Here is a 1,272-nt window from a genome sequence, read left to right on the forward strand (position 1 = left end):
CACCAACCTCGAAAGCCAGCTGAAGCAGCAGAATGCCGCGGACAAACTCGACCTGGTGCTGGCGGAAATCCCCCGCGTGCGCGAGGACCTCGGTTTCATCCCGCTGGTCACCCCGACCTCGCAGATTGTCGGCACCCAGGCGGTGCTCAACGTCCTGACCGGCGAGCGCTACAAAACCATCGCGAAGGAGACCGCCGGTATCCTGAAGGGTGAGTACGGCCGCACCCCGGCGCCGGTGAACGCCGCCCTGCAGGCGCGGGTGCTTGACGGCGCTGACCCGGTGACCTGCCGCCCGGCCGACCTGCTGAAGCCGGAGCTGGCGCAGCTGGAAGCCGACGTCAGACGCCAGGCGCAGGAGAAAGGCATCACCCTTGCCGAAAACGCCATCGACGACGTGCTCACCGTGGCCCTGTTCCCGCAACCCGGCCTGAAATTCCTCGAAAACCGCCACAACCCGGCAGCCTTTGAGCCGGTACCGCAGGCGGAAGCCGCGCAGCCGGTGGCAAAAGCAGAAAAACCAGCCGCCTCCGGCGTCTACACCGTCGAAGTGGAAGGCAAAGCCTTTGTGGTCAAAGTCAGCGACGGCGGCGACGTCAGCCAGCTCAGCGCCGCGCCGGTGGCCGCTGCGCCTGCTGCCCCGGCTCCGGCCGGCGCCGGCACCCCGGTGACCGCCCCGCTGGCGGGCACTATCTGGAAGGTGCTGGCCGCGGAAGGCCAGACGGTGTCCGAAGGCGAGGTGCTGCTGATTCTGGAAGCCATGAAGATGGAGACCGAAATCCGCGCCGCGCAGGCCGGGACCGTGCGCGGTATCGCGGTGAAAGCCGGCGACGCGGTGGCGGTCGGCGACACTCTGCTGCAGCTGGCGTAAGGACGAGGAGCGGAAATGGAAAGTCTGAACGCCCTGATTCAGGGCATGGGGCTGATGCACCTCGGCGCCGGCCAGGCGGTGATGCTGCTGGTCAGCCTGCTGCTGCTGTGGCTGGCGATTGCGAAGAAGTTCGAGCCGTTACTGCTGCTGCCGATTGGCTTCGGCGGCCTGCTGTCGAACATCCCGGAGGCCGGGCTGGCGCTCACCGCCCTGGAGAGCCTGCTGGCCCACCACGACCCGGCGCAGCTGGCGGTGATTGCCGCGAAGCTCCACTGCGCGCCGGACGTCCACGCCATTAAGGAGGCGCTGGCGCTGGCCCTGCCGTCGGTGCAGGGGCAGATGGAGAGCCTCGCGGTGGACATGGGCTACTCCGCCGGGGTGCTGGCCATCTTCTATAAGGTGGC

At 67.9% G+C, this 1,272-nt stretch carries 2 protein-coding genes; both read left to right on the forward strand.

Annotated elements, in window-relative coordinates; genetic code table 11:
- A partial coding sequence (locus HMPREF3096_RS18545; RefSeq protein WP_141749341.1) for a biotin/lipoyl-containing protein occupies positions 1-868 on the forward strand: 868 nt, incomplete at its 5' end.
- A 15-nt stretch (positions 869-883) separates the two neighbouring features.
- The coding region (locus tag HMPREF3096_RS18550; protein WP_070544543.1) for a sodium ion-translocating decarboxylase subunit beta at positions 884-1,272 on the forward strand (389 nt) is incomplete at its 3' end.

This window comes from Klebsiella sp. HMSC25G12, assembly GCF_001807705.1.
In the GTDB taxonomy this organism is placed as follows: Bacteria; Pseudomonadota; Gammaproteobacteria; order Enterobacterales; family Enterobacteriaceae; genus Klebsiella; species Klebsiella variicola.